General features: G+C 61.2%; 14 protein-coding genes and 6 pseudogenes. 9 read left to right on the forward strand and 11 right to left on the reverse strand.

Going from position 1 to position 21582, the window contains the following annotated elements; genetic code table 11:
* Positions 1-36: 36 nt before the first annotated feature.
* From J4G43_RS15010 to J4G43_RS15020, 3 genes are read left to right on the forward strand one after another with little or no spacing between them, the layout of a single operon-like run.
* Positions 37-2073 carry a ribonucleoside triphosphate reductase gene (locus J4G43_RS15010; RefSeq protein WP_208085243.1) on the forward strand — a complete coding sequence of 679 codons (2037 nt, stop codon included), beginning with the start codon at positions 37-39 and terminating at the stop codon, positions 2071-2073.
* A 13-nt stretch (positions 2074-2086) separates the two neighbouring features.
* Positions 2087-2278, forward strand: coding sequence for an anaerobic ribonucleoside-triphosphate reductase (gene nrdD / locus J4G43_RS15015; RefSeq protein WP_060913217.1), 192 nt, complete (start codon positions 2087-2089; stop codon positions 2276-2278).
* On the forward strand, positions 2235-2888 hold the full coding sequence (locus tag J4G43_RS15020; protein WP_208085244.1) for an anaerobic ribonucleoside-triphosphate reductase activating protein: 654 nt from the start codon (positions 2235-2237) through the stop codon (positions 2886-2888). The genes nrdD and J4G43_RS15020 overlap by 44 nt, the downstream gene beginning before the upstream one ends.
* 155 nt (positions 2889-3043) lie before the next feature.
* Here J4G43_RS15020 and J4G43_RS15025 read toward each other — a convergent pair whose 3' ends face one another.
* Positions 3044-3181 carry a hypothetical protein gene (locus J4G43_RS15025; protein ID WP_171901125.1) on the reverse strand — a complete coding sequence of 46 codons (138 nt, stop codon included), beginning with the start codon at positions 3179-3181 and terminating at the stop codon, positions 3044-3046.
* A 387-nt stretch (positions 3182-3568) separates the two neighbouring features.
* On the opposite strand from J4G43_RS15025, the gene ltrA reads away from it, so the two are divergent.
* Entirely contained in the window at positions 3569-4891 is a 1323-nt protein-coding gene (gene ltrA / locus J4G43_RS15030; protein ID WP_456298913.1) for a group II intron reverse transcriptase/maturase, read from the forward strand.
* 82 nt (positions 4892-4973) lie between these two features.
* Here the strand turns inward: ltrA and J4G43_RS15035 are convergent.
* A pseudogene (locus tag J4G43_RS15035) lies at positions 4974-5419 on the reverse strand (transposase); the annotation flags it as partial.
* A 74-nt stretch (positions 5420-5493) separates the two neighbouring features.
* Between J4G43_RS15035 and J4G43_RS15040 the strand changes: the two are divergent.
* Positions 5494-5784: a transposase gene (locus J4G43_RS15040; protein WP_208085245.1), complete on the forward strand. Its 291-nt coding sequence runs from the start codon at positions 5494-5496 to the stop codon at positions 5782-5784.
* A 208-nt stretch (positions 5785-5992) separates the two neighbouring features.
* Positions 5993-6667: pseudogene (locus tag J4G43_RS15045) on the forward strand (IS256 family transposase); the annotation flags it as partial.
* A 73-nt stretch (positions 6668-6740) separates the two neighbouring features.
* On the opposite strand, the gene tnpA reads toward J4G43_RS15045, so the two are convergent.
* The gene (tnpA, locus tag J4G43_RS15050; RefSeq protein WP_100213570.1) at positions 6741-7124 is read right to left on the reverse strand and encodes an IS66-like element accessory protein TnpA; all 384 of its coding nucleotides are present in this window, start codon (positions 7122-7124) and stop codon (positions 6741-6743) included.
* Between the two features lie 970 nt (positions 7125-8094).
* A pseudogene (locus J4G43_RS15055) lies at positions 8095-10914 on the reverse strand (Ulp1 family isopeptidase); the annotation flags it as partial.
* 85 nt (positions 10915-10999) lie between these two features.
* Here J4G43_RS15055 and J4G43_RS15060 point away from each other — a divergent pair.
* Positions 11000-12129, forward strand: a protein-coding gene (locus J4G43_RS15060) for an IS3-like element ISRj2 family transposase (RefSeq protein WP_129557670.1) whose coding sequence is annotated in 2 segments (ribosomal slippage) — positions 11000-11252 and positions 11252-12129 — 1131 coding nt in all. Because the reading frame shifts where the segments join, the coding sequence is not laid out codon by codon here.
* Between the two features lie 78 nt (positions 12130-12207).
* Here the strand turns inward: J4G43_RS15060 and J4G43_RS15065 are convergent.
* Positions 12208-12804, reverse strand: a complete 597-nt coding sequence (locus tag J4G43_RS15065; RefSeq protein ID WP_225004912.1) for a hypothetical protein — start codon at positions 12802-12804, stop codon at positions 12208-12210.
* Position 12805: 1 nt separating this feature from the next.
* Here J4G43_RS15065 and J4G43_RS15070 point away from each other — a divergent pair.
* Positions 12806-14019, forward strand: a protein-coding gene (locus J4G43_RS15070; protein ID WP_225004914.1) for an IS3 family transposase whose coding sequence is annotated in 2 segments (ribosomal slippage) — positions 12806-13082 and positions 13082-14019 — 1215 coding nt in all. Because the reading frame shifts where the segments join, the coding sequence is not laid out codon by codon here.
* Between the two features lie 52 nt (positions 14020-14071).
* Here J4G43_RS15070 and J4G43_RS55940 read toward each other — a convergent pair.
* The 3 genes and pseudogenes from J4G43_RS55940 to J4G43_RS15080 all read right to left on the reverse strand — a co-directional run.
* Positions 14072-14263: pseudogene (locus J4G43_RS55940) on the reverse strand (hypothetical protein); the annotation flags it as partial.
* A 231-nt stretch (positions 14264-14494) separates the two neighbouring features.
* Positions 14495-14839: pseudogene (locus tag J4G43_RS15075) on the reverse strand (transposase); the annotation flags it as partial.
* A 62-nt stretch (positions 14840-14901) separates the two neighbouring features.
* Positions 14902-15126, reverse strand: a complete 225-nt coding sequence (locus J4G43_RS15080) for a UPF0149 family protein (protein ID WP_208085246.1) — start codon at positions 15124-15126, stop codon at positions 14902-14904.
* Positions 15127-15617: 491 nt separating this feature from the next.
* Between J4G43_RS15080 and J4G43_RS15085 the strand changes: the two genes are divergently transcribed.
* Complete coding sequence (locus J4G43_RS15085) at positions 15618-17657, forward strand: prolyl oligopeptidase family serine peptidase (RefSeq protein ID WP_228411353.1); 2040 nt, start codon at positions 15618-15620, stop codon at positions 17655-17657.
* Positions 17658-17981: 324 nt separating this feature from the next.
* Here the strand turns inward: J4G43_RS15085 and J4G43_RS15090 are convergent, their stop codons facing one another.
* From J4G43_RS15090 to J4G43_RS15100, 3 genes and pseudogenes are all read right to left on the reverse strand, one after another.
* Positions 17982-18494 (reverse strand): hypothetical protein, encoded by a 513-nt coding sequence (locus J4G43_RS15090; protein ID WP_208085248.1) that lies wholly within the window; start codon positions 18492-18494, stop codon positions 17982-17984.
* Positions 18494-19426: a M35 family metallo-endopeptidase gene (locus J4G43_RS15095; protein ID WP_208085249.1), complete on the reverse strand. Its 933-nt coding sequence runs from the start codon at positions 19424-19426 to the stop codon at positions 18494-18496. Before J4G43_RS15095 ends, J4G43_RS15090 begins: the two co-directional genes overlap by 1 nt.
* Before the next feature lie 1623 nt (positions 19427-21049).
* Positions 21050-21576: pseudogene (locus J4G43_RS15100) on the reverse strand (IS6 family transposase); the annotation flags it as partial.
* Between the last annotated feature and the right edge of the window lie 6 nt (positions 21577-21582).

Here is a 21582-nt window from a genome sequence, read left to right on the forward strand (position 1 = left end):
CTACCTCGGCCTTGCCCCAACCCATATGGGATGCCGATGTCTGGTCTGGGTCAAAGCAATTCTTTGCAAGCCGCATTGCCGCGCTCGATCGTCAAACGCGATGGCGGCACGGTTGTGTTCGATGCCGGCAAGATCCGTTCTGCGATCGCCCGCGCGGGACGGGCGACCGGCGAGTTCGACGACGAGGCGGCCGGCAGGCTCGCGGGAGAGACTATCAAGGTCATCGCGCACCGCTTCGCCGGCGCAACGCCGCAAATTGAAGAGGTGCAGGATATTGTCGAGCAGGTGCTGATCGCGGCCGACTATTTCGCCACTGCGCGAGCCTATATCGTCTATCGCGAGAAACGCGGACAGGCGCGCCAGGACCACAAGGCGATGGTTGATGTCGCCGCTTCCATCAACGAGTATCTCGAACGTACCGACTGGCGCGTGAATGCCAACGCCAACCAGGGCTATTCGCTGGGCGGCCTTATCCTGAACCTCTCGGGCAAGGTCGTCGCCAACTACTGGCTGTCGCACATCTACCCGCCGGAGATCGGCCGCGCCCATCGTGAAGGCGACATCCATATCCATGACCTCGACATGCTCGCCGGTTATTGCGCCGGCTGGTCGCTGCGCACGCTCTTGACCGAGGGACTGAACGGCGTGCCCGGCAAGGTCGAGGCCGGCCCGCCGAAGCATCTGTCGAGTGCGGTCGGGCAGATCGTCAATTTCCTCGGCACGTTGCAGAACGAGTGGGCGGGCGCGCAAGCCTTCAGTTCGTTCGACACCTACATGGCGCCGTTCATCCGGAGGGACGGCTTGAGCTACGGCGACGTACTGCAATCGATCCAGGAGCTCATCTACAACCTCAATGTCCCCTCGCGCTGGGGTACGCAGACGCCTTTCACCAATCTCACCTTCGACTGGACCTGCCCGGAGGACCTGCGCGATCAGGTGCCGGTGATCGGCGGAGAGGAGATGGATTTCACCTATGGCGACCTGCAGTCCGAAATGGACATGATCAACCGCGCCTATATGGAGGTGATGACGAAAGGTGACGCCAAGGGCCGTGTATTCACCTTTCCAATCCCGACCTACAACATCGCTGCGGATTTCCCGTGGGAGAGCGAGAACGCTGATCGCCTGTTCGAGATGACGGCGAAATACGGCCTGCCCTACTTCCAGAACTTCATCAATTCCGAGCTCAAGCCGAACATGATCCGCTCGATGTGCTGCCGGCTACAGCTCGATCTCACCGAGCTGCTCAAGCGCGGTAACGGCCTGTTCGGCAGCGCTGAGCAGACCGGCTCTATCGGTGTGGTTACCATTAATTGCGCTCGCCTCGGCTATCTGCATCGCGGCGACGAAGCGGGCCTATTCCATCGCCTCGATGCGCTGCTGGAAATCGGTCGCAACAGCCTGGAAATCAAGCGCAAGGTCGTGCAACGCTACATGGACGACGGACTTTTTCCCTATAGCAAGCGCTATCTCGGCACGCTGCGCAACCATTTCTCTACGCTCGGCGTCAATGGCGTCAACGAGATGATCCGCAACCTCACCGCCGATTGCGAGAACATCAGCACACCCTGGGGCCATGCCTTTGCGGTACGGCTGCTCGACCACGTGCGCGCGCGCATCGCCGCGTTCCAGACCGAAACCGGCATCCTGTTCAACCTCGAAGCCACGCCCGCGGAGGGCACGACCTACCGCTTCGCGAAGGAAGACCGCAAGCGCTACCCCGGAATCTTGCAGGCCGGCACCGACGATCTCCCCTATTACACCAATTCGAGCCAGCTTCCGGTCGGCCTCACCGACGATCCGTTCGAGGCCCTTGAGCGCCAAGACGAGCTGCAACGCAAATACACTGGCGGTACGGTGCTCCATCTCTACATGGGCTCACGCTTGTCCTCGGGCGCAGCGTGCAAGAAGCTCGTGCGGCGGGCGCTCTCAAATTTCCGCCTGCCCTACGTCACCGTCACGCCGACATTCTCGATCTGTCCGACGCATGGCTATCTCGAAGGCGAGCATGCCTTCTGCCCGAAATGCGACGCCGAACGGCTCGCAGCCAAGCGGCATGCCGCCGCGCACTGAAAGGAGACCACAGATGAACGAATCCACTGCCCGTGCGACCAGCACCGATTCCGCGGTGACGCTCAGCGACGACGAGCGCCAGCCCTGTGAGGTCTGGACCCGCGTGATGGGTTATCACCGGCCGGTGTCGTCGTTCAATCGCGGCAAGAAAGGCGAGCACAATGAGCGCAGGTTCTTCGCTGAAGCGCGCGTCGCGCTCGGCTGAATTGCGGATTGGCGGGCTCGCCCGGCTGTCCACCTGCGACTGGCCGGGCGAGCTCGTGGCAACGGTGTTCTGCCAGGGCTGCCCTTGGTCGTGCGGCTATTGCCACAACCCGCATCTGATTCCGCCGAGGGGAGAGTCGGAAATCGCGTGGCCGGACGTGCTGTCTTTTCTCGACAGCCGTCGCAGCCTGCTCGACGGCGTGGTGTTCTCTGGCGGCGAACCCACCCTCCAGGCGGCGCTGCCGGACGCGATGCGTGCTGTGCGACGCGAACTCGGCTTCCGCGTCGGATTGCACACCGCAGGGCCCTATCCCACACGGCTGTCCGCCGTACTGCCGCTCGTCGACTGGATTGGCTTCGACGTCAAGGCTGCGTTCGATGATTACGCGCGGATCACTGGCGTCATTGGGAGCGGCATTAAGGCCAAGGCCAGCCTCGTGCGTCTGCTCGAAAGCGGCGTCGCGTGCGACATCCGCACGACGGTTCATGATGCCTTGCTGGATCGCTCCGACCTGGCGCGTCTGGCGTCCGACCTTGTCGCGCTTGGCGTTCCTGCCCATCGGCTTCAGCCGTTCCGCGCGGCCGGATGCACGACCGCGAGCCTGCTTTAGTCCCCGTGAGCCGCTGCAGTCCGGGGTGCCGGCTGCAGCACCTATCCTTCCGCACTCATTCCACCCGAGTTGCGGTCCGCCAGACACCAGGCCATTTGCGATTCCCGGACCGAAGATACCGAGACCCAACAACGAGAGCGCTGCGAGTACTAGCACTACTTTGGGTGCGCCGGGAGACCGGCAAGGAATAGATGGTGGAAGTCCATTGCGATGAAGGTGTAGCGAACCACATCGGCCCCGAGCCGTGCGCAGGCGTCCGCGAGGGTGTCGGCGAAGCGTCGGTAGGGGAGCATGCAGGCCAGCCATTGAGCCGCGAAACAGTGTTATCTCGGGAGCCGACGCTGTCCAAAGAGCGGAAGGCAATATGGGCGAGTGCGCAAACGCGAGCACCCGTCCAACCCGGCGTGGTCGTAGACCCTGGCATGTATGGAAGCTCCTTGTACGGGAACCGGGATATCTCCGGGTCGGCCATCTTCCTTCTCGGAGGAGATGGTCCGCAGCGGGAAGGCGAGGAGCTGTAGCCGCTGATGCACGACACGGAGAAGTCTGACTCTGGCATAGTAGCTGAGAAGCCAACGAACAAAGCCGGATTACTGGCGGCGGAGTGGGCGGAGCCAAGGCCGGGGACCAAGGGAAACGCGGAACAGCAGCGCATGCACCGGACACAGGGCCGGGCTCGCATGACTCAGTCGCTGGACCGCGTACGGACAGCCGCAAGGCTGAGGAAGAAGGACCGGTTCACCGCGCTCTTTCACCACATCAATGTCGATACACTGCGGGCGGCGTTCTTTGCGCTCAGGCGTAAGGCTGCTCCCGGAGTGGATGGCATGACGTGGGAGGACTACGAGGAAGATCTCGAGCCCCGGCTCGCCGATCTGCACAAACGGGTCCAACGAGGAGCGTATCGCCCGCAACCGTCTCGCCGGACGTACATACCAAAGGCAGACGGCAAGCAGCGCCCGTTAGCGATCGCGGCTCTCGAAGACAAAATCGTCCAGGGCGCCACCGTCATCGTGCTCAACGCCATCTACGAAGGAGACTTCTGTGGCTTTTCCTACGGGTTTCGGCCCGGCAGAGGACCACATGATGCGTTGGACGCGCTCTGCACAGCGATCGAGACGCGGAACGTGAACTGGATCATTGACGCCGACATCCAAAACTTCTTTGGCGCAGTCAGTCAACCTTGGCTGGTTCGCTTCTTGGAACATAGGATCGGCGACAAGCGCATCATCCGCCTCATTCAGAAATGGCTGAAGGCGGGTGTTCTCGAAGACGGCGTCGTAGCCGCTGATGACAGGGGAACGGGTCAAGGTTCGGTGATTTCACCGCTTCTCGGCAACATCTACCTGCACTACGCTCTCGACCTGTGGGCCAAACGCTGGCGACAGCGCGAGGTCTCCGGCGGCATGATCATCGTGCGTTACGCGGACGATGTAGTAGTCGGCTTTGAGCGCGAGGATGACGCACGTCGTTTCCTTGACGCGATGCGCGCGAGACTGGAGGAGTTCGAGCTGACGCTCCACCCGGCCAAGACCCGCCTGATTGAGTTTGGTCGCCATGCGGCGGCTCAACGCAAGCAGCGCGGACTCGGAAAGCCGGAAACCTTTGCGTTCATGGGGTTCACGTTTATCTGCGGCAAATCACGCCAAGGGCGCTTCCAGCTTCAACGGAAGACCCGTAGCGACCGCTTGCGAACCAAACTCCGCGAAATCAAGGAGGAGCTAAGGCGCCGAATGCACTGGCCGATCCCTGCACAAGGGAAATGGCTGAGGCAGGTCTTGACCGGCCACTTTGCGTACTTTGCTGTCCCGACGAATGGCCGAGCGCTCAATGCGTTTCGGTTCTATCTGACCGATCTCTGGAGGCGGACGCTTCGGCGGCGCAGTCAGCGGACCTGTCTGACCTGGGATCGCATAACGCAGATCACCGATGACTGGCTCCCCAAGGCTCGCATCCTTCATCCATGGCCGAAGCTGCGCTTCGCCGTCAAACACCCGAGGTAGGAGCCCGGTGCCTTAATTGGGCTCGCCGGGATCTGCGCGGGGGGCGCCCAGTGATGGGTGTCCCTACCGCGAACAGATTTATTCACGCCGCTGCTGTTCGCCGATTTGTTTTCTGCAGTGCGGATATCGCTGACGTGGTAGCCGAAGAATCAGAGCGACGATGGCGTTGCGCACGGCCGGCAGGCTTGGCTGAGGTGGAGGCCCGTTGATTCGTTTTTTCCGTCCCGCTTTGGCGATGCGGCGGTGCTGTAGGAAGGCGTAAGCAATCATCGTCATGAGGGTGTGACGGTGAAGCCCGTGCCAGGACCGCCCCTCGAAGTGATCGAGACCGAGCTCCTCTTTTAGCTGCTGATGCGCTTGCTCGCAGATCCATCGTGCCTTGACGGTTGCAGCCAACTGTCGCAGGTCCATCTTGGCTGGCAGATTTGCCAGATAATACTTCTTCTCCCCCGAGCTGCGGTGTTCGCCGATCAGCCACGCCTCCTCGCCGGGAAGATGCTGTTGACCCTTGTCCTTGATCCGTTGCGGGGTGAATGGACCCCGATTTTGGGACCACGTGCTTAGTTGGAAGGGGCTGCTCCGTTTGATAGACGGAGCGCATGATGACGACGAAGACGAGACGCAAGATCGACGCGGCACTGAAGGCAAAGAGAGCGCTGGAAGCCGTGCGGGAGCAGGCGACGGTGGCCGATCTGGCCCAGCGCTACGAGGTTCACCCGAACCAGATCTATGCCTGGAAGAAGCAACTGCTGGACCAGGCGGCCCGCGCCTTTGACGCGGGTGTCGGGCGGGAGAGCGAGGACGCTCGCGAACGCGAGATCGAGAAGCTGCACGCCAAGATTGGACAACTGACAGTCGAGCGCGATTTTTTAGCGCGGAGGTCCGGAAGATGAGCACGCCGGACCGTCGAGGAATGCTCGATCGCGCCGACCAGGCGCTGTCGATCCGCCGGCAATGCATGTTGCTTGGTATGGCGCGCTCTGGGGTCTACCGGCCGCCACGGCCGGCCACGACAACGACCTTGCCCTGATGCGGCGCCTCGACGAGCTGTTCACCGCCTGTGCCGTTCCTGGGCTCGCGGCGAATGACCGCGATGCTGAAGTCGGCGCGACGCCGGAAGGCAAGAAGGAACTCATCGGCTTCCAGGTCGGCGTGCGCGAGAGCGCGCAGAGCTGGCACGAACTGCTCGTCGAGGCGAAAACCCGTGGGCTGAAGATCGCCCCGGAAATCGCCGTCGGTGACGGCGCGCTCGGCTTCTGGAAGGCGCTCGACGAGGTCTTTCCCGCCACGCGACATCAGCGCTGCTGGGTGCACAAAACCGCGAATATCTTGAACAAAGTCGCGGTGTCGGTGCAGGCCAGCATGAAGAAGGATCTGCGCGAGGTCTATTTGGCGCCCAACCGAGCTTCGGCCGAAGTGGCGATCGAGGTCTTTGCTGAGAAATACGGAGCGAAGTACGACAAGGCGATCGAGTGCCTGACGAAAGATCGCGACGCAATGCTTGCGTTTTACGACTTTCCCGCCGAGCATTGGGACCACTTGCGGACGACGAATCCCACCGAAAGCGTGTTCGCGACGGTCCGGCACAGAACGGTGCGCACGAAAGGTTCGTTATCGTCAACGACTGCCAAGTTGATGGTGTTCAAGCTGCTCTGCGCCGCATCAAAGACCTGGCGGCGGCTGAAAGGCACAAATCAGTTGCCGAAGCTCATCGCAGGTGTCAGTTTCGAAAACGGCATCCAGGTCATCCAACTGCCGGCAAACCACGCCGCCTGATCGCCTCGTCACCCAAAATCCCGCATAGCTCTCAGCATGAACGTGTCCGGCGCAACGCCAAAAAATACCTCACTCAGCACGCGGCAAGCCCAGGCGTTCCGCGCACCTCCACTCGTGCACCCAGGAACTCAACCGTAACAATGGCGGCTTCCGGCGATCCAGAGCGCTCCCCAGCCGCCGGTAGCGACGATTCCGATACCAAAGGCACGAATGATTGTGTGTCCGCCGAAGCCGGCAGCATCAATTGACCTAATCGCGCCCGGCGCCGCCAGTCATGCACCTGCTGGGGCCGGCAGCCATGGCGACGTGCGATATCTGTTACAATCGCGCCTGGCTCCAGGCTTTCAGCGACAATCTGGGCCTTCAAATCATCCGGCCACTGCTTTCGGCCTACTCCAGCATACACTTCGATACGCGGAGACAGCGGTCGTCTTATGTCGTCCGAATGGTCGTCCATTGTGAGCACCCTTGCAGAAGATGACTCTTCTAGCGGCACTCACAAGACTGCGCACAAACAATCTGAAGGGCCTCAGCACCACGCTTACGGTGAACCGAAGGCGGGCTGACGCGGAAATACTCCTGCATGTCGGTTTCGGCCGGGGGCTTGCGATGCAGCCGGGTTGGATAAAAGCGAGATACTGCCCCTGCGTGGGTGTGAAGGGTTTTGTCGAAGGACTCACGCCGGCCACGCGCAGCGACATCGGCGAAGTTCGTCCAGTTCAACGCGCAGACGGCGCAGCTCGGCTTCGCTATCGAGCGAGGTTTCGAGCATTGGCGAGCATGGCATCATAGCTGGCGTCAGAGGCCGGCGACAGACCGGCGGCCGCCATCGCGGTCGTCAGTCGCTCGGCAGCGGCCGCCGCGTCGCTCTCAGCGGCACGAATATCCCGTTCGGCGGTCAGGGTCCTTTCCTCCGCCGGCATTACCCGGCTTCAACGGTCGTACGACCCTGTCCGACTCCCGCACGGTCCGCTGCCAGGAGCAGCGTCGAAGCCGCGACCTCCGACCGGGCGGGTCTCCCCCGATTACGCGCATCACCCTTCCAACGTGCCGTGTCCATTACCCCGGTGGACCGGACAGGTGCATGTGTCGATTGCTTCCCGCGCGGCCTTCCCCAAATTTGGGGTGGGTCTGCATCCACATTACTTCTTTCGAGGCCTGCTTAGACTTTACTCGCGTTACGGCCCACTGGATCGCTCAACCGTCCAAAGACGGCCTTTGTCACGAGGCTCCGATCGTCAGTTGCCCTCCGAACCGCTCGTCAGCTACCAGATCAATCGACAACTCTCTGGGTGGAATCTCCCTCCACTGATAATGTTCCCCTTCGGGGCGCACCCCCGTTTCCCGCATAGCTCAGGTCACCGCACACAGTCCGACTGGTGTCGGGCGAGAGCGGCTCCAGCCAACTCTATCCGCCCACGGCGACATCATCCCCTGAGTCGGCTTTGCAGTGCCTGCCGATCGACGACGAGCTGGTCCAGGTGGACTGTCTGCCCTCCTTGCTCCAATTGCCTAACCAGCGCCCGCGTCCCGTCCACGACAAAGACGCCGCAATCATAACTATTCCGCTGCTGGGCCATGCCGGCTGGCTCCAGGCGGAGGTCCAGCCTACCTGCGAGATGTTCTGCATCCTTGTTGTTGAGTCCGTAGGAATCGTAGTGATAGGCGACCGGCCGCCCCCGGTCGCTGCGATCAACGAACAGCAGCGACCAATGGTTGCCGAGGCTATTAGGATCTTCAGGATCGGCATTAATCACGGGCAGGAACAGGAAGTCGGCTGTATCATTACCATTATCATCATGGACGATGCGCTGGAATTCGGTTAGCACGACGCCATCGTCGTTAGAGCGCAGATAATTTAGGACGATGAGGGGATTCACGAACCGCGTCCGGGCGGCGAGATTTGGATAGTACCTCTGCAAATCCTGCTCCTGGAGCCGGTAATCCCTGTCAATATGCTCGTCGCCCAGCCATTCCGTGTCCTCGAGCACCAGCCCATGGCCGTGAGACGAGACTGTCGGATCTAAAGCCCCGATCTGAGCATTAGCGGAGGTGCTCTGAAACGGCCGTACAGAATTAGCATCGTCGCGTGATTCGGACGACGTGGGCGCAGTCAGATCAACCAATGGAAAACCGCGGTAGGTGCCTGAGCGAGCCCCGGCAGCGGGCGCCGGCGCAAAGTGAGCATCGTCGCGCAATTCGGACGGCGTGGGCGCATCCAGATGCACCAATGACTCAAGACCGCCGTAGATGTCTGACGGAGCCCTGCCGGTTGATGGTGAGGCCGGTTCTTGCATCTGCCGCCGCGCCAGCTCCTCGCGCAACCACGCCAAAGCTTCATCATCCGAGAAGGCTGGCGCCGGAGAAAGCCCCTGCGGCGAGCCGGGCTGTCGAGCGCCCTGATACCCCGGTACCGGCCCGGCAAACAGCGGCGGAAAGTCAGGCGCCGGGGCCCAAGCATTGTCACGCAACTCAAATGGTGTGGGCGGATTCGGATTAACCGCTGCCTCAAGACCGGCGTAGGTGTCTGAGCGAGCCCTGGCAGGATGCGCTGGCGCAAAATGAGCATCGTCGCGCAACTCGGACGGCGTCGGCGCATTCAGATCAACAAATGGCTCAAGACCAGCGTAGGTGTCTGAACGAGCCCTGGCAGGATGCGCTGGCGCAAAATCAGCATCGTCGCGCAATTCGGACGGTGTCGGCGCATTCAGATCAACAAATGGCTCAAGACCAGCGTAGGTGTCTGAACGAGCCCTGGCAGGATGCGCTGGCGCAAAATCAGCATCGTCGCGCAACTCGGACGGCGTCGGCGCATTCAGATCAACAAAAGACTCTAGGCCGCTGTAGGTGCCTGAACGAGCCCTGGCAGGATGCGCTGGCGCAAAATGAGCATCGTCGCGCAACTCGGACGACGTCGGCGCATTCAGATCAACAAATGGCTCAAGACCAGCGTAGGTGTCTGAACGAGCTCCGGCAGGGAGCGCTGGCGCAAAATTAGCATCGTCGCGCAACTCGGACGGCGTCGGCGCGTTCAGGTCAACAAAGGGCTCAAGACCGGCGTAGGTGTCTGAGCGAACCCCGGCAGGATGCGCTGGCGCAAAGTGAGCATCGTCGCGCAATTCGGACGGCGTCGGCGCATTCAGATCGACAAATGGCTCGAGACCAGCGTAGGTGTCTGAATGAGCCCTGGCAGGATGCGCTGGCGCAAAGTGAGTATCGTCGCGCAATTCGGATCGCGTCGGCGCAATCAGATCAACAGATGGCTCAAGCCTGCCCTTAGCATGTGACGGGGGCCTGGACGGTGATGCTGGTTCTTGCAGCTGTTCACCCAACCAAACCCAAGCTCCGGCGCTCGGGCTGGCCGGCGTTGAGGGAAGATCCTGCGCCGAGCCGGAATGCCGATCGCGCTGCGCGGCCGGCGAGCTCGGCTGCTCAGGGCCTTGCAGCCCCAGCTCTCGGTTCGCCTCGATGAGTTTCAAGTAGCTGCGAAGATGCGACAAATCGGGACCGTATACTCTGCCTCCAGTCCGTTGGAATGCTACCACGTCATTGTCGAGCGATAACTGCTCCCTGCTGGAGCCGTCTAGTCGCCCGATGATGCTCCCTTTGCGATCCCCTCTAAGCCACGCACTCAGCGCACGAAGACGTGTCGCCCGCTTTTGCGCAGACCCCTTCTGCTTTGCAGTTTTAAGATTTTTCAGAGCTTGGCTCAGCGCGCCCTCGATGAGGGGCGCATCTTCTAGATGAGGAACCAGGCGACGTGGGGCACCGAGGACGCGGGGTTCGGGAGCTTCGGCTTCTTCACCCCCACGCAAGAGCCGCCGGAGAACATCCAGAGCCGATGTAATGCGGTGCTGGGGGTCACGGCCCAAGCTCCGGTACGCCGCAATTTCCTCATCCAGCGGTGCACCTTTTCGTAGCCGAGAAGCTACGGACCCCCCATGACTTGCGTTGACCCAGCGAACAAATGTCCCAAGTCCGGAAACACTGTTCTTGATGGACCCTGGGGTGAGCTTGCGCCGCTCGGCGTCAACACGAAACCTCGCCAAGAGCTCCGCGTCTTCGGCCGAAAGCTGCTCGCCGATCAGCTCGTCCGGCGGCGGCATCGGAGCTTGCCTCTGCGATGGTGACGCCGCCAGTTGATGGGATGGCGTCTGCATCAGCTGCCGCTCAACGGCGACGCCCTGCGGATTGCTTAGCGTCTTCTGCCTCTTCGCTGATCTCAACTCCCCTATATCATGCTCAGAGCTGGCCCCGCAAATTCGGACAGTAGCTTGAGTGGATTTTCTGCCTGACAGCGGCGAGGATTCTTGCTGCGAATCAGGAGCGAAGATGACGAAGAAGAGCCGCCGGACGCATTCTCCGGCATTCAAGGCGAAGGTTGCTTTGGCTGCGGTCAAAGGCGACAAGACACTGGCGGAGCTGGCGCAACTGTTTGATGTTCATCCGAACCAGATCACGATCTGGAAAAACCAGCTCCTGGAAGGCGCCGCCGGCGTGTTTGGGCATGACAAGACATCGGCCGAGACGCCGGTCGATTTGAAGGCGTTACATGCCAAGATCGGCGAGCTGGCGTTGGAAAACGATTTTTTGTCCGGCGCGCTCACCAAGGCGGGCCTGCTGAGCGCAAAGCGATGATCGACCGCGATCATGATCTTTCTATCGTGCGCCAGGCGAAGGTCCTGAAGCTGGCTCGCAGCACGGTCTACTATGAACCTCGGCCAGTTTCGGCCGAGGACCTTGCCTTGATGCGTCGGCTCGATGAGCTGCATCTCGATTATCCCTTCGCGGGAGCGCGTATGCTGCGATCGTTGCTGCGGCGGGAGGGCGTATACGCCGGTCGCCGCCACATCGCGACGCTGATGAAGCGCATGGGGATCGAGGCGGTCTATCGTCGCCCGAACACGAGCAAGCCGGCTCCGGGTCACAAGATCTACCCGTACCTGTTGCGCGGATTGAAGATCGAGCGGCCCGACCATGCGTGGGCAATGGACATCACCTACATTCCGATGCGGCGTGGCTTCGTCTATCTCGCGGCGGTCGTCGATGTGTTCAGCCGACGGGTCCTGGCCCATCGCGTCTCGATCACAATGGAGGCGGCCTTCTGCGTCGAAGCGGTCCAGGAGGCGTTGGCGAAGCACGGCAGGCCCGAGATTTTCAACACGGATCAGGGCAGCCAGTTCACCAGCCTCGAGTTCACCGATGTGCTGCTGGACGCGAAGATCGCCATCAGCATGGACGGCAAGGGCGCCTGGCGCGACAACGTGTTTGTCGAGCGGCTCTGGCGCACGGTCAAATACGAAGAAGTATATCTCCGCGCCTACGACAGCGTGTCCGAGGCGCGAGCGTCAATTGCCAAGTATCTGGCCTTCTACAATCAGGGACGCCCTCACTCGAGCCTTGACGGGCGCACGCCCGACGAGGCTTACTTCGGCACGCAAGCTATGGTGATGGCCGCATGACCGTCGCCGACGGTTTTGTCGTCGCTCTGGTCGGGCTACGCCCTCCCGACGCAACGACAAAACCGTAAAGCCCCGCGTTCAGCATAACCCGGCAGGAATCCACTTAAATCCAGCGGGGCGCTGTCCAAACAACCGGGGCCAGCTCTCCTTTTCGGCCTCGTCACCGCCCCAGCCGGCGTCCGCGACCGATGTGTCCATCAGCTCGCCGCGCAACAGCGCGAGCGGCGATTTGTAGTACAGCGCGACGTTGTGGAGGGGATCCGTCAGGACTTTGAAGACCCATACCAGCCCGGTCTGGCCGTCACGGGTGACGAAGAGCTGGATCATCCGAAAGAGGCCGCCGCCAATGCCTATAACGAGCCATACCGTGCCGACTTGCCGGATGAAGTCAAGCCGCCCGACAGGCGGATCGAACATGCCAAACAGCGGGAAGACGTACAGTGCGAACGGCGCCAGGCCCCAGATTATCAAGAGCACAATCTTGCGCGTCTGGTTGTAGCCGACCTTGACCGCCTCCTTGTACTCGTTGCTGACTTTGTTCACGTTATCGTAGCCGTTCGGCTCGAAGAAGAAATGTCCGGTCTGCCGCGTCAGCATCGCAATGAAATGGACCCCGGTTTTGGGACCAGAGGCTAAGTTGGAAAAGGGCCGCTCCGTTTGATAGACGGAGGGCATGATGACGAAGAAGACACGACGGAAGATCGACGCGGCGTTGAAGGCAAAGATCGCGCTGGAAGCGGTGCGGGAGCAGGCGACGGTGGCCGATCTGGCCCAGCGCTATGAGGTTCACCCGAACCAGATCTATGCCTGGAAGAAGCAGCTGCTGGACCAGGCGGCCCGGGCTTTTGACGCGGGTGTCGGGCGCGAGAGCGAGGAAACGCGCGAACGCGAGATCGAGAAGCTGCACGCCAAGATTGGACAACTGACAGTCGAGCGCGATTTTTTAGCGCGGAGGTCCGGAAGATGAGCACGCCGGACCGTCGAGGAATGCTCGATCGCGCCGACCAGGCGCTGTCGATCCGCCGGCAATGCATGTTGCTTGGCATCGCCCGTTCTGGGGTCTACCGGCCGCCACAGCCGGCCAACGACAACGACCTTGCCCTGATGCAGCGGATCGACGAGCTGTTCACCGCCTGGCCATTCCTGGGCTCGCGGCGAATGACCGCGATGCTGAAGGCTGAGGGGCTTCAGGTCAATCGCAAGCGCGTGCAGCGGTTGATGCGCAAGATGGGCATCGCGGCGCTGGGACCGAAGCCGAACACGACAAAGCCGGCGCCGGGCCACAAGATCTATCCCTATCTGCTGCGCAACATGACGATCGACCGGCCGAACCAGGTGTGGGCGGCCGACATCACGTATCTGCCCATCGGCCGCGGCTTTCTCTATCTCGTCGCCATCATCGACTGGGCGAGCCGTGCGGTTCTGGCGTGGCGGTTGTCGAATACGATGGACGTCTCGTTCTGCGTGGCGGCTCTGGAAGAGGCGCTGGCGACCTACGGCACGCCGGAGATTTTCAACACCGACCAGGGCAGCCAGTTCACCAGCGCGGCCTTCACCGGCGCGTTGGTGGGCGCAGGGATCAAGATCTCCATGGATGGCCGCGGTCGTTGGATGGACAATGTCTTCATCGAGCGGCTGTGGCGGTCGCTCAAGCATGAGGACATCTATCTCAAGGGCTATGCCGACGGCCGCGAGGCCAAGGCAGGGATCGCGAGCTGGATCGCCTTCTACAACGATCGTCGCCTTCATCAGTCCCTCGGCTATCGCACGCCGATGGCGGTCTGGCGCGAACGGATGCAGGCCGCGCAGGCTGTGGACATGGTGGACAACGCTGACGCGTTGACCACATGCCCACAGCAACTCCAGCAGACAGAGTCTCTGGCTGCGTGATAGAAAGGGATCAGGAGCGATCCGTTTCCAACTAACAAACCGGTTCAACCGGTCCCGCTCCGCGGGTCCATTTCACAAGCCAGCCAACGAGGCCGGCCATTGCCGGGTCCTTGAACAAGAGCGCATAACAACCGAGGAAGATGAAAGCGCTGATCAAATGCAGCATCTGATTAATTCTGCTCTGGTGATAGTAACGGTAGTCATCCCACCGCAGGCTTCGCAGCATGTCTGACAAAGGGCTCATGATCAATCCTCGATCATTTGACAGTGTTGAAGCATAGGTTGCGTCCGTGACAGATGCGTGAATGCATTATGATGTCGCATTGCAGGTTAATGAGGTGGCAAAGCCGAGCGCCAGACGCACGCGAAAAGTCGGATGTTCGCTTTTCGGCTTGATATTGGTGACCAGGGCAGCCCAGTCGACCACGATCTCCTTTAACCGAATCAGCCCCCCTTGCAGACGGGGCGGGGCCATACGTTTTTTGAGCAGACGGTTCTCCAGGGTCAGATCGGCTACGGCCTCCTTCAGGGCGGCGGCCTCCCGGCGGAGATCCTTCACCTCGCCGGAGGTCGCAGCTCGCGCCGTCTCGCCCGCCAGGCGGCGCTTGCCGGCCTCGAGGAACTCCTTGGACCAGCCGTAATACATCGAGGCGGCAATGCCCTCGCGCCGGCAGAGCTCGGAGATATTCTCCTCGCCCCGCAGTCCTTCCAGCACGATACGGATCTTCTCTTCCGCCGAATACTGCCGGCGCGTCTGGCGCCGAATGTCCTTTAGCACTTGTTCTGCCGGCGCTTTGCCCGGTCCGGATTTCTGCTTCATCTGCGCTCCTGGTGGCTACGATGAACCAGAATTCCTCCCTCCGCAAAATCCTTCAATTTGTCTCACATGCGCTGACGGCGAACAGTATGGTCGAGATTCTCGAAGACCGGCTGGTCCGTGCTGTCCTCATGCCACACGACTGGAAGCCAATCGCTGGGCGTGATCTGCTCCGGGCAGGCCAGCAAACCGGCGATAAAGCCGTCAAGCTCTTCGAGCAGCATCGTTTCCTCGCCGAGGGCGAGCAATTCCTCGTCAAGCTGCTTGAGTCGGCGCGACAGACCGGACATGGGCACTCCAATTCCATGGCAGCACGGCCTTGCCAAAGCCCATTGCCTTCCAACGCCTCGCATGAGACTCGACAGATGATATCGAAATTCCGCCCAGACCAACAAGGGTCGCCTTCTCATGCTTAGCGCAAAAGGCGGCTTCCTGCTGCGCAACGTACTGTCGTTGCTCATAGCGCGATTGTCAGCTTTGAGACCAACGTCCCCAAGTTAACGCTGACACAAAGTAGCAAGCGACAGGAGAACCTCCAATTTTCAAGCGGCACGCTGCTTGCTTCGTTCGGGGCACCAGCGGGCGCGGTTCCCCGCATATCCGCTCTTCGAGACCAAATGCACATATTCCGTCTGCTTCCGCCCACCTCGCAAGACGCGGCGAGCCCGGCCCGCCGACCCAGTCCAGGACAACTCCCATGAAAAAGTCGCTGCTCCTCGCCGCGTCGCTCTCCATGACCTGTTTGATGTCCGCGGCACTGCCCCAGAAGCTGCCGGCTGCGATGCAGGCGGCCGATCCTTTCCTTTGGCTCGAGGAGATCGAAGGGCCGCGCGCATTGGCTTGGGCTCGCGCCGAGAACGACAAGACGCTCGGCGCGCTCCAATCGGATCCCCGCTATCAGCGCTTCTATCAAGAGGCGCTCACCATCCTCCAGGCCAAGGATCGGATTCCGTACGTTTCCTTCGGACGGCGCGGTCTCGACAATTTCTGGCAGGACGAGAATCACGTGCGCGGCGTCTGGCGACGTACCACGTTTGAGAGCTATCGCGCCCAGGACCCGCGATGGGACACCATCCTCGACTTGGACGCGCTGGCCGCTGCGGAGAAGAAGAACTGGGTCTTTGAAGGGGGTAGCTGCCTGCCGCCCGAAGAGCGCCTGTGCCTGCTCAAATTTTCCGAGGGCGGCAAGGACGCCGTGTTCGTGCGCGAGTTCGACGCGGACGCCCAAGCCTTCGTCACGACCGGCTTCGACCTTCCGGAGGGAAAGCAGGGCGTCAGCTGGATCGACGGCGACACGATCCTGATTGCACGCGATTGGGGCGAAGGGACCACGACGCAGGCCGGCTACCCTTTCGTCGTGAAGGAGCTCAAGCGCGCTCAGCCGCTCGTTGAAGCGCGCGAGGTCTTTCGCGGCGAACCGACCGATGACGGGACGGTCCCATTCGCGCTGCGCGACAGTGAAGGCACGGTCCATGCGACCGGCGCGGTGCGCACTATCAGCACGTTCGAGTATGAGTATGTGCTCTTCGGGCCCAAGGGGCCGATCAAGCTCAACCTGCCAAAGAAGGCGACCATCGGCGGCATCGCCAGTGGCCGCCTGCTCGTGACGCTCGACGAGGAGTGGACGCCGTCCGGCGGCACCCGGTTCGCAGCCGGCTCGATCATCTCGTATGACCTGGCCGAATGGAAGCAGGATCCGCTGCGTGCCAGACCGTCGCTCGTCTTCCAGCCCGGGCCTCGGCAGGCGCTCAGCGGGTTCAGCGCCACCAGGAACTTGTTGATCCTGACGACCCTCGACAAGGTTCAGAGCAAGGCGTTCGTCTACAAGTATGATCAGGGCGCCTGGCGGGCCACGCCGATCCCGCTTCCGGAGAATGCGAGTGTCGGTCTACCTGCCGCATCGAATGAAACGGACGAGGTGATGTTCACCGTCTCCAGCTTTCTCAGGCCGACGTCGCTCTGGTACTTCGACGCCGCGACCGAACGCCTCGAGATACTGAAGTCGGTACCTCCTAGGTTCAATGCGTCTAGACTTGTCGTGGAGCAGTTCGAGGCAACTTCGCGAGACGGCACCCGCATTCCTTACTTTGTGGTGCGGCCCAAGAGCGCGAGGTTTGACGGATCGACTCCAACCATTCTTTATGGCTATGGCGGGTTTCAGATTCCGCTCCTGCCGTCTTATGCGGGGGTTATGGGACGGCTCTGGCTCGAGCAGGGCAATGCATATGTCGTGGCGAACCTGCGCGGCGGCGGCGAGTACGGGCCGCGATGGCACGAGGCCGCCCAGGGGGCAACAAAGCAGCGCACATGGGATGATTTTATCGCCGTTGCGGAGGACCTGATCCGACGGAAGATCACCTCTCCGCGCCGCCTGGGCGTAGCCGGCGGCAGCCAAGGAGGCCTGCTGGTGGGGACCGCATTCACCCAACGACCCGACCTCTTCAATGCCGCCATGGTGGAGGTGCCGCTGTTCGACATGGTTCGGTTCACCAAGCTGGCCGCCGGGGCCTCTTGGACCGGCGAGTATGGCGATCCCGCCATTCCCGAACAGCGCGAGTGGCTCGAGGCCTACTCGCCCTATCAGAAGTTGGTGCCGGCCAAGACCTACCCGACTCCCTTCATTCTCACCTCCACCAAGGACGACCGCGTGCATCCGGCCCACGGCCGTAAGGCAGCCGCAAGGCTCGCTGAGCTAGGCCAGCCCTATTTTTACTATGAGAACCTCGACGGGGGACATAGTGCCGCCGCCAATCTCATTGAAGATGCACGCCGGGTGGCCCTCGAATATACCTATGCATCCCGGCGGCTTGTCGATGAGTGATGTCGAGAAAACAAAATCTCACTTCACATGATCGACCTTGGCGGCGACGTCATCGGCAGCGGCGTCAGCAAGCTCGTGTTTACTATATTCTCCGCAGACCGTGGTATCGCCCCGGATTAGAGCGGCAGGGTAGCGCTGTCGGTCATCATCACGGGCTTACTTGAAGCTGCCGGCGGCAGGGACATGGACGTTCTCGACCTGCCGCTATCTCGCGCGGGTCGTTCGATGCACCCGACTATCCGATGTGGGTAAGATAGCCTTGAACTTTCGCGGAATGAGGCGGACTGTGCCGTCGTTTTTGCGGCCGCCTGTGATGTGAGAAGATCAATCGGCTAGCGACGCTGTGGGGTGCGACGCGGGAACAGCAGAGGCCTGCAGATTCACGCTGAAGGTCCAGTGAATCTCGACGGTGGGGGTATGGGCACCGCCGATAAACGGATCTGTGAAATGAGCATCGACACGAATATCGGCGCGGCGGCGATGCAGCAATAGAGTGAGAAAGTCTCTGCCCCATCTTGCCTCGATGCGGCCGGTTGCGGTAATTGAAGCGAAGAACAGGGCCAGATTGCCGTTCTGGATGCCGAGCTTCGTCCAGCCCAATTCTGCCCAATAGTCGGTCGGAGCTGGAAGCTCGGGGAGCTCGATGAAGAGTGTTTCGATCTGGGCGGTGTCATAGGCGAAGGGCCGCCCTCCCTTCTTGCGCCACGCGATCAGCACATGGTTCGTCCCAGGCTCCAGAGCGAGCGCCGCTCGTTCAGACGGATCGACCGGATTGAGGCGGAAACCGGAGTACAAGTCGGATCGAATGTTGCCGCCGGCTTTCCAGAGCAGGCTCATCAGCGGCTGACCACTTCAGCGAACTGGCTGTAACTATCGGCGTTTGTCATGTGTTGGGTTGTCGATAGGCGATCGAATCTTGGCTCGTGCTTATAGGCATGGTCGTCAGTGCCCAAAACCAGATGTGTTGCCTCATGCACGACGGTTGAGGACCGGAAGCGGTCGGCGTAGGCGAAGTGCCATTCACGCAGATTGATCCCGCTCTCCGAAGTCAAGCGCCGGAGCTGATTCACCCCATAGGACCCGCCGACCACTCCCACGGCAAGTACGCCGAACAACAGCGCGCCTAGCGCCACGGCATGCTCTACGCGCCGTTCCTCAACTAACTCACCGCTCATGAGCGTCACGCCATCCCTGTAGGCCGTCGCTCCCGCCAGAAACAGGCCCAAACCCGACCATCCCGAGCTGACCGGACGGGACCGCAGTGACCTCGGAACGATACGCCAGTCTGGCCAGGATGCGGGGCCGCCCCTGACGTAAGCAAGTGCGCGGTCATTCGATCTCGGCCGGATTCGGTACAGAGGAACGTCGACGAACCACGTTCTAAAGCGCTGCCCTCGCGTTACTGGCTCGTCGCGATTGAGATAGGTGGCCACCTTTCGGTAGTTCGCGAGGATTTCCCGGATGTCGGCGAGGTCCTGCTTGCGAGTGCCCGCGATACCAAAATATTGGCTCAAGGCCGGTGTCACCTGTTGCTCGACGTCTGCTCGCATGCGGGGATCCAGGCAGGCTTTCAGCTTCTGGATTGTGACGCGGACGAAGCCCTTCGCCCGTTCATGGTCTCTTGCTACAATGGCTTCGTAGTTGTGCAATTGTCGATGCGTGCCGAGTACCTCGACCCTGTTGGCGCCCGAGGGATCGATCCGCGAAGACGGATAATCATTGACATAGCTCGGGTCGATGATGTGGGCGTCGTCGGGATAAGGATGCATTTTCCGGCGCCCCATCAGGCGGGGCCCGGGGCCAACCGTTTGGAGTTCCTGCCCATCAGACGTTAGCCTCCGGAGATGAGGCAGTGCCGGCTTGAGAGTGTCATGAGCGTCCCCGCCGAGTGCAATGTACTCCTCCATGTGATGGGCCTGTGACCCTTGGGCACCGTTAGACAGCTGGGTAGCCATCGGATCCCTGTTCTCTGCTGGGAGCCAACGATCACGTCCGCTAAGAACCCCGAAATTTGCGTCACGTTCGGTTGGGCGGACAATGATGTCGTCTGGCCTGCCTATTAGCCGGAAGGCCGTGTAGTTGACGTGGCCGATCCTGAAACTAGTTTCTGGCTGAGACGCATTCGGCAGTACTCCATTGGAGAGCATTGCTGCCCGGAGTTCGGGTGTCGCGAGTTGGTCGCCGTGCTGCCAACCTCGAACGTACATTGCTAGATTCGGAGCCGCAGACGCGTATACACTTTGCTCGGGCCAATAGGTGGGCCACGGCCTCCCCCGGAGAGGGCTGCGTATGTTGCCTGGCAGCTGGCTGACTAGGTCCACTCCCAACCGAAACTCCGTCGAAAGCGGCAACGTCGCGGGTTCATCAGCCACTCCCAAAACTCCTCTTCCTGTCGCCGGCCTCGACGCCTGAGATCGAAGCCAACCTCACGACATGAACGAACCGTATCAAACCCGTTCATTGTCCGTGCGTCCTGCGACCGCAATGGTTCGGCGCGAGCCGCGCAAGGACGCATCATCGAGTGAAGCAAGCGCTATGCCAAGGGACCCGGGATGATCCGCGGATTTGCGAAGACCCTGAGCATAATTGTCGAGGATCCATGTGCCGGAATTACTGAAATCCCTGTCCCCGAATTCCGAAATGCGCACGCGGCGTTGAAGCTCTCGCAATCAAGAATGCCGCCCTGCGCTGACGACGCCCGGTCGAATGGACCTCCGCGATGGGCCAGTTTGCCGTCCGGTTCGCCGAGCGTTTTTCTGGAACGACGCGATCAACGATCATGATGGCTCGGCACGCCCCTTCGCCGTCAAGTCCCGCGCCTGCGGCGCGCCGCTCCGCGGCTTCGGGACTTGACCGCTCGGTGCGGCCAAGCAAACTCGTCCACCATGCCGCTGATGCCTTGTTCTTCAGCCGGGAAATTCAACCCGCACAGAAACCCATAACTTCTGACAATCCCCGGTGGTTTGCTGTGCGGCTTTGCTAGCCAGTGTGTGAAATTGGCGCTCACCCTCAAGGGCGAGAGCCTGTGCAAGGCCGCCGCCAAGAGCTATGCGGGATTTTGGGGTGCGCCCCGAAGGCGCGTATCAACAGTGGAGGAAGATTCCACCCAGAGAGTTGTCGATTGATCTGGTAGTTGACGAGCGGTTCGGAGGGCAACTGACGGATCGGAGCCTCGTGACAAAAGTCGTCTTTGGACGGCTGAGCGATCCAACGGGCCGTAACGCGAGTAAAGTCTGAGCAGGCCTCGAAAGAAGCGATGTGTGGATGCCGACCCACCCCCAATTTGGGGAAGGCCGCGCGGACAGGGAAGCAATCGACACATGCACCTGTCCGGTTCACCGGGGTAATGGACACAGCACGTTGGAAGGGTGATGCGTGTAATCGGGGGAGACCCGCTCGGTCGGAGGTCGCGGCTTCGACGCTGCTCCTGGCAGTGGACCGTGCGGGAGTCGGACAGGGTCGTACGAACGGAGCTTGTCCGTGATCATCACGCGCGGCGGCGTGCCGGCGGATTTCAAGAGCTTCTTCATGAGCCGCTGGGCAGCGCGCGAGTCTCTTCGGCGCTGGATCAAGACGTCGAGAACGAAGCCATTCTGGTCGACAGCGCGCCAGAGCCAATGTTGTTCGCCCGCGATCAAGATAACGACTCGTCCAGATGCCATTTGTCACCGCGAGCGGGTGCGCGCTGGCGGATCCGATCGGAGAACGGCTTGCCGAATTTCCGTCCCCACTGGCGCACGGTTTCATAGGTCACGCCAATGCCACGCGCCGCCAGCATTTCCTCGACCATGCGCAAGCTTAAGGGAACCCGGAAATACAACCAAACGGCATAGCTGATCACTTCCGGTGGGAAGCGATAGCGGAGATAAAGAGCCGGGCGGTCGGCATGCCGGTCGTCTACCCCATCGGCCGCTCCAATTCGTTA

It is taken from the genome of Bradyrhizobium barranii subsp. barranii (assembly GCF_017565645.3).
GTDB lineage: Bacteria > Pseudomonadota > Alphaproteobacteria > Rhizobiales > Xanthobacteraceae > Bradyrhizobium > Bradyrhizobium barranii.

Excerpts from the sequence above, each read along its gene's own strand:
- J4G43_RS15010 (WP_208085243.1), top strand. The coding sequence starts at position 37 with ATGTCTGGTCTGGGTCAAAGCAATTCTTTGCAAGCCGCATTGCCGCGC.
- nrdD (WP_060913217.1), top strand. The coding sequence starts at position 2,087 with ATGAACGAATCCACTGCCCGTGCGACCAGCACCGATTCCGCGGTGACG.
- J4G43_RS15020 (WP_208085244.1), top strand. The coding sequence starts at position 2,235 with ATGAGCGCAGGTTCTTCGCTGAAGCGCGCGTCGCGCTCGGCTGAATTG.
- J4G43_RS15025 (WP_171901125.1), bottom strand. The coding sequence starts at position 3,181 with ATGCTCCCCTACCGACGCTTCGCCGACACCCTCGCGGACGCCTGCGCA.
- ltrA (WP_456298913.1), top strand. The coding sequence starts at position 3,569 with ATGACTCAGTCGCTGGACCGCGTACGGACAGCCGCAAGGCTGAGGAAG.
- J4G43_RS15040 (WP_208085245.1), top strand. The coding sequence starts at position 5,494 with ATGACGACGAAGACGAGACGCAAGATCGACGCGGCACTGAAGGCAAAG.
- tnpA (WP_100213570.1), bottom strand. The coding sequence starts at position 7,124 with ATGGACGACCATTCGGACGACATAAGACGACCGCTGTCTCCGCGTATC.
- J4G43_RS15065 (WP_225004912.1), bottom strand. The coding sequence starts at position 12,804 with ATGCCCTCCGTCTATCAAACGGAGCGGCCCTTTTCCAACTTAGCCTCT.
- J4G43_RS15080 (WP_208085246.1), bottom strand. The coding sequence starts at position 15,126 with ATGTCCGGTCTGTCGCGCCGACTCAAGCAGCTTGACGAGGAATTGCTC.
- J4G43_RS15085 (WP_228411353.1), top strand. The coding sequence starts at position 15,618 with ATGCAGGCGGCCGATCCTTTCCTTTGGCTCGAGGAGATCGAAGGGCCG.
- J4G43_RS15090 (WP_208085248.1), bottom strand. The coding sequence starts at position 18,494 with ATGAGCCTGCTCTGGAAAGCCGGCGGCAACATTCGATCCGACTTGTAC.
- J4G43_RS15095 (WP_208085249.1), bottom strand. The coding sequence starts at position 19,426 with ATGCATCCTTATCCCGACGACGCCCACATCATCGACCCGAGCTATGTC.